The sequence below is a fragment of the Blautia sp. CGZ-1-C1 genome (genome assembly GCF_056504575.1).
The window spans coordinates 1-6,086 of record NZ_JBWLUT010000173.1 but is presented as its reverse complement, the minus strand read 5'-3'; the positions used below and the strand labels follow the sequence as shown (position 1 = coordinate 6,086).

4 protein-coding genes and 2 pseudogenes are annotated in these 6,086 nt (G+C 37.5%); 3 read left to right on the top strand and 3 right to left on the bottom strand.

The features are described from left to right. Positions 1-506, bottom strand: a pseudogene (locus AC058W_RS16030) (citrate/2-methylcitrate synthase); the annotation flags it as partial. A 525-nt stretch (positions 507-1,031) separates the two neighbouring features. Between AC058W_RS16030 and AC058W_RS16025 the strand changes: the two are divergent. Next, positions 1,032-1,497, top strand: a pseudogene (locus AC058W_RS16025) (acyl-CoA thioesterase). Positions 1,498-1,859: 362 nt separating this feature from the next. Here AC058W_RS16025 and AC058W_RS16020 read toward each other — a convergent pair. Next, entirely contained in the window at positions 1,860-2,987 is a 1,128-nt protein-coding gene (locus AC058W_RS16020) for a ComEC/Rec2 family competence protein (protein WP_118609411.1), read from the bottom strand. A 326-nt stretch (positions 2,988-3,313) separates the two neighbouring features. Next, entirely contained in the window at positions 3,314-4,810 is a 1,497-nt protein-coding gene (locus tag AC058W_RS16015) for a helix-turn-helix domain-containing protein (RefSeq protein WP_118609410.1), read from the bottom strand. A gap of 427 nt (positions 4,811-5,237) precedes the next feature. Between AC058W_RS16015 and AC058W_RS16010 the strand changes: the two genes are divergently transcribed. Together AC058W_RS16010 and AC058W_RS16005 are read left to right on the top strand one after the other, a co-directional pair. Further along, the gene (locus AC058W_RS16010; protein WP_118609409.1) at positions 5,238-5,753 is read left to right on the top strand and encodes a Uma2 family endonuclease; all 516 of its coding nucleotides are present in this window, start codon (positions 5,238-5,240) and stop codon (positions 5,751-5,753) included. Between the two features lie 31 nt (positions 5,754-5,784). After that, the coding region (locus AC058W_RS16005) for a Uma2 family endonuclease (RefSeq protein ID WP_479390308.1) at positions 5,785-6,086 on the top strand (302 nt) is incomplete at its 3' end.

The following is a 6,086-nucleotide window of genomic DNA, read 5'->3' as shown; positions in this document are numbered from 1 at the left end:
CCGGATTATCATCATATGTATAAAGTGCAAGGACACAACGCTGCATAGCATTCATGATATTGGCATTCGTTCCTTTCATAACTACGTCACGGACAAAACGACCACCCAGATCTTCCATATCAAACATTACATCCAGAAATCTGGAAAGTTCATCCTTATCCGGAAGCTTCCCAAAAATCAAAAGATAGATAGTTTCTTCAAAGCCAAAACGTCTGCCCTTCAGGCCGCTGATGATATCCTGTACGTTAATTCCCTGATAGTATAAACGACCATCAGCCGGGATCTGTCTTCCGTTGATCAGATTGTAGCCGTTGACATCAGAAATTTCTGTAAGACCTGTAAGGACACCCTTACCTGCGGAGTCACGCAGACCTCTTTTTACATCATATTCTACATACAGATTGGGATCAATATGATGATTCTTGAGCAGTTCCTGTTCAAAGAATCTCAGTTCTTTTACGAAGCTGTTTGGAGTCTTCCAGACTCATCATTTCATGTTTTTCCATAATATCTTTCCTCATTTCCCCAGTTATTATGCAGGTATTTCTGCTAAAAAACACTGATACAGTGAAGAGCGGATGCATCCTTGCGATCAGTGTTTTAGTATGACGAACATTTGTATTTATACCTATTTAATGATTGTACAGGAAAGTAGTGGGAAAGGCAAGCTAAAGATTGTATTTTTTTATATACAATCATATTAAAGTGCTAACGCTTTAAAATTCTACAGAACCAACAAGTATTTTCAGAAAAGAAATATGTATTACATAAATAAAATAGAATGGTAACATAAATAAGCCAAATGTGCTATAATAACCATGTTTATAACCCGTATTTGTATATTTATGTTTCCGTTAAGCAGGAAATTTACCCTATATGCACATAACATATAATATTTCCAGTCCGAAAACAGATACATATATAGAGTTCGATTAACAGGATTTACAGACAGGAAGTAAATGAAGAAGTAACTGAAGAAGCAAATAAAGAAATACATATAAAAAGGAGTATATAGGAATGTTCAAAGAAAAATGAAACGAGTAGAAGACTCACTAACAGAACAATCTCACTTATTAATGCCTAAATGTCTTAGCCCAGCCGGATATTTATTCGGTGGTCAGCTGCTTGCATGGATTGACGAAACTGCAGGAATTGTTGCCAAGCGCCATGCAGAGATGAACGTTGTAACTGTAGCAGTAGATAATATGTATTTCAAAGCCGGAGCAAAAGTAAATGATACCATTGTACTGATCGGACGGCTTACTCATGTCGGACGATCTTCTATGGAGGTACGTATTGATACCTACTGTGAAGCTCTCTGACGGAACAAGAACCATGATTAACCGCGCTTACTTCACAATGGTCGGAACAGATGAACAGCAGCATCCGGTAGAAGTTCCGGGACTTATCATTGAAGGAGTTACCCAGCAGATTGAGAATGAAGCAGCACAGAAACGTGCCAAACTCTGGAAAGTCCGCAGACATGAGGGATTTTAACCGAATCAAGCAAGTAGCGGCAGCGGATTGCGAATATCTGATTGACCCAGATCAACCAGGTTGCCAAAACAGATTATGGATTATTAAATTGGTAAAAAAACTGGTATGGAACAGAATTTCCGGCAGGTATGGTAGTAGGATATATAGATGTAGCCCGGGGCGGTTCTTCTGTAACCAGAAATACCTGATTTATTTATTCCAAAAACAAACGGATTTCCAGAACCCTGGAAGATTTTATCACCTATATAGAACGGGACGCAAAGGAAGTTGAAGGGCATTAATCAAAGATTCAATAAAAAAAGAGAACCTTACACGATCAAAAGATTGTGACAGGTTCTCTTTTATTTATAAATTAAAGTTTTTTAGTAGCATTTGCTACATGGACCATACCCCATGGCTTCTGCCTCTGACTGAGTAACCTGTCTGGCTGTATCAGGATTCATTCTTCCACAATTCGGGATACTATGATATTTTTCTCCGGTTGCAGGTATCCATACCATTGCGCCTGTTGCCGCAGAAGAATCTTCCTGCACAGAATTCTGCTCAGAAACTGTTGTTTCTTCATGGTATGATGTTCCGTCGGATGATAAGTCATCAGATGAATTTGCGGATGAATCTCCGGAAGAATAATCATTACAAGGATTCTGAGACCAGTTAATCGTTGTTCCGTCAGATACCGCGATAATAGTTCCCTGTTTATCTGTACGAAATACAGGAATTTCCATATCCGATAATCGTCCCATTGTCTCTGCTGATGGATGATTATACTGGTTATTCACACCGCAGCTTATCACCGCATAAGACGGAGAGGTTGCCTCGAGGAAATCCCATGTGGTTGAACTTGCAGAACCATGATGTCCAATAGAGAGTACATCACAGTCAAGGTTCATTCCTGTACTGATCATATCCTGCTCACTAGTTTCTTCCGCATCACCGGTAAAAATAAAGCTGTTTGAACCATTTTCCAGTTTGATCACAAGAGAGTTATCATTACTATTCTGGCTGATACCACTTGGAGCCAGGACAGTAAAACTTCCGGTACCAAAATCAAATGTATCACCGACAGATGGATACTGTACAATAATCGCATTTGCAGTAGCCGTATTCATAAAGGTGTTAAATAAATTAGAAGTATGTACGTAATCCGATCCTAAGACGTTACTTACTTCGAAAGTATTTAAACATGGAATAAGACCTCCGAGATGATCCTCATCATAATGAGAAGAAATCATATAATCAATCGTCTGTACATTTTGCTGTTGTAAGTATGATACAACTTCATCTGCGTGGTTCTGATCACCACCGTCGTATAACAGGTTTTGTCCTCCGGACTGCACCAGAATAGCATTTCCCTGTCCGACATCCAGAAAATGAACTGCCATTTCTCCGTTTGTTTCCGCAGTTACTGTCAGCGCTGCCTGAGGTGCTAAAGTAAACAGCAAAAGAAACAGCGACAAAAACAAGGATATCAATTTGTTTTTTCTCTTCATAAGAAAGTCCTCCTAAGTATTTATAGCAATATGATTATACCACTTATTTTATGCAAATCATATTCCACAGATAAAAAAGGTTATAACGACATTCTTTTATATTACTGTTCACTGCGTTCTCAGCAACACGCTTCGCGATGCACAGAATTTATGCTATTCGCTACAATAAAACCAGGAAGTATAACAGTTCAGTAGCTTATCTCACAGAAATTACAGTCTGTACATTACTTACAGGATAACATTTACTGAACAGTTATTTATAAAGTTATTCGGTTATGAGCAAGTAGCGGAAGCAGATTGCTTGATTCGGTTAAATTTCTCTGTTCCTATCGTTCTTTCTTCTGGTTCTTCAATTCATCAATCAGTGTCTGTACAAATTCCGCAGTCTCTTCCCCACTGTAGAGCCCGCTGTCATCCAGGCTGGAGAGATAATCCATAAAAGTAGTCAGAATACTGGACTCATTGATGATCAGACAGGTCGTCCGGTTATGAATATTGTTAAATAACATATATCCAAAGGTACTGTTTACGCACAAATGCAGATTATCAGAAAGCTGATTCAACGGCTTCTTAAGCAGACGGTAATTGCCATTTTTGCAGCATGGAAGAATACGGCATAATAAGCGGATTCTTTCCGATACAGTAAGCGGCCTGTAAAAATTATCCGGTATTTCTTTTATCCGGCCTTTTTCAGCAAAGTCAGCAAGACCTCTTTTCGTAAAATAGACATTCGCCAGACCATTTTCCATTTTTGACTGATTCACCTGGAGTAATGCCGTCATCTTTTTAATAGCATTATCCCTGTCGGGAAATTCCGGTATGATTGCCTGGCTAAGAAGCTGCCTGTCAATAAACGGAACCATACAGGCCTCCGGCTGTAATACGTAGTTTGGTGTCTCTGTATACACAGGACTGTTGAAATCATTTTTATCCATTGACAGATATTCCGTAGCCAGAAATAGCGGCTGGCATTTATCCTGATAAGAATCATACAGACTCCAGAGCATGGAAACCACCGCAGGATCTCTGTAAAAAATCCCTCTTGTATAATCAGAATTACAGGTAATTACATATTCTGATGACAAAATCATACAGGAGAGACCATTCATACTGTAATAATGTGCAAAAATATCCTCATAGAAATAATACGGATGATAGTCCATACTTGAAAAATATAACGGAAGTATTTTATTTAAATACATCAGATTATAAATCTCATGATTCTCTGTCATCTGGTTTGTTTTACTCATACAAAATGTATGTTCAATTTTCAGATGTCCGGCAGGTTTCAAACTGGAAAGCATATTTAACAGAAAACCATAATCCGGCTGCAATAAAAGCGCAATTTTGCCGGAAGACTTCTGTGTTTCCGAAGAAATCATATAGTGCAGCAGATGGTTTAACTCCAGATGAGTAGAGACTACTGTGCAATCAGACGTATTTACCGGAGTCTGGATATCTGTATCTGTTTTATAATCATTCTCATCCTTCATCTTCTTCAGATCGTCCAGAAACAGAACCGGTTCTCCGGAGAAATTTCTGGGGAAGTTCATGAGATATTTTTCTGTGTATTTTCGCTTATAATAAAGATCTTTTCCCAGTTTGGAGATCAGATAAGCCTCCTTAAATTTACGATATTCTACGGGAGTAAGATGAAGAAATTCTGCAATTTTCTGGAATACTTCCATGGAAGTCGGATTTCGTTTTCCGTTTATAATCTTATACATGGTAGAACGGTCAAGGTTACAATATTCCAGAAGAGAGTAAACTTTGATTTCCTTTTCATCAATATAGGAACTAAGCAAATCGGAAAATTCAGACATAAATTAAACACACCTCAATATATTTCATTTCGGGTGACAGCTCAATATTATATGTGAAAACACATCTCCATCCACTGTTTATTGCTCTTTGCAATTGAAGCAGGAGGCTTACTTAATTCGGTTAAGTAGTCACTGTCACCAATGTATTAACTATACCATTTTTTGACCAAATGTAAAAGACGAAATGAGTTACATTTTTGTAAAAAAAGTTTTCTGAAACAATATAGAGGTAGATTCAAAGTCTGCTGATACTGATATCTATGTTCGTTTTGTCAGAATCAAAAAACAGGTTGCTGAATAGACATAATCTATATTATAATACAAGCATAAGAAACTGAAATTTACAAAAATGAACAGCTTATACTTATATTGGTCTGGTGTACTATCCATCAGGATGATTTTATTTCATACGAAGGGAGCATATAGAATGGATTGGAATTTAAAGATTACAGATATGGCAGGTGCTACACCAGAACATTCATCAGTTATTGTCAATTTTGTGGCTGCGGTCAGATACCAGTTAAAAAACAGCACTTGTTATGTTTATTCCGATAATGTACAGTACCGTTTTAAAGATGCTGACGGAAATAATAAGATTGTCATTCCTGATGCTTCTATAAACTGTCGCACTAAATCCAGGAGAGGGAATACATTTACAGATGACCCACGCTTTGTTATGGAAGTGTTATCTCCGTCAACTGAAAAATATGATCGTACAGAAAAGATGGAATTATATGCTCAACAGGAGATAGAGGAGTATTGGATTGTTGATTGGCGTACAAAAACAATAGAGATTTATGAACTGGACTATGATGAGAATGATATTCCCCAATATTATCTCTGGAAAACTATTAGCGAAGAAAACAAGGATGAATTAAGATTGATCCATTTTCCCAATATTAAGATAGCCTTTGAAGATCTGTTTGATGAGATTGACTATTAAGATATAGTATGGAATTGTAGGAGGTGATAACATGCCATTGCTGAAAGAGGAATATAGAAAAGAAGAGAAGATTAATGGTGTAATCTATGATATGTCACCATCACCAAACTATCAGCATGGGATTGTAGATGGTAATATTTATCGAATCATATCAACTGGTTTACAGGGAACACTGTGTTTGGCATTTATGGAGAATCTGGATTATAAATATCATGCACAGGAAAGTAATGATTATGTGATACCAGATGTGATGATTATATGTGACCGTAAACATTTGAATAACCGCGCGTCGCATTCTCGTTACTTCAGTGATGAGTTAGACGCGCAATTTTT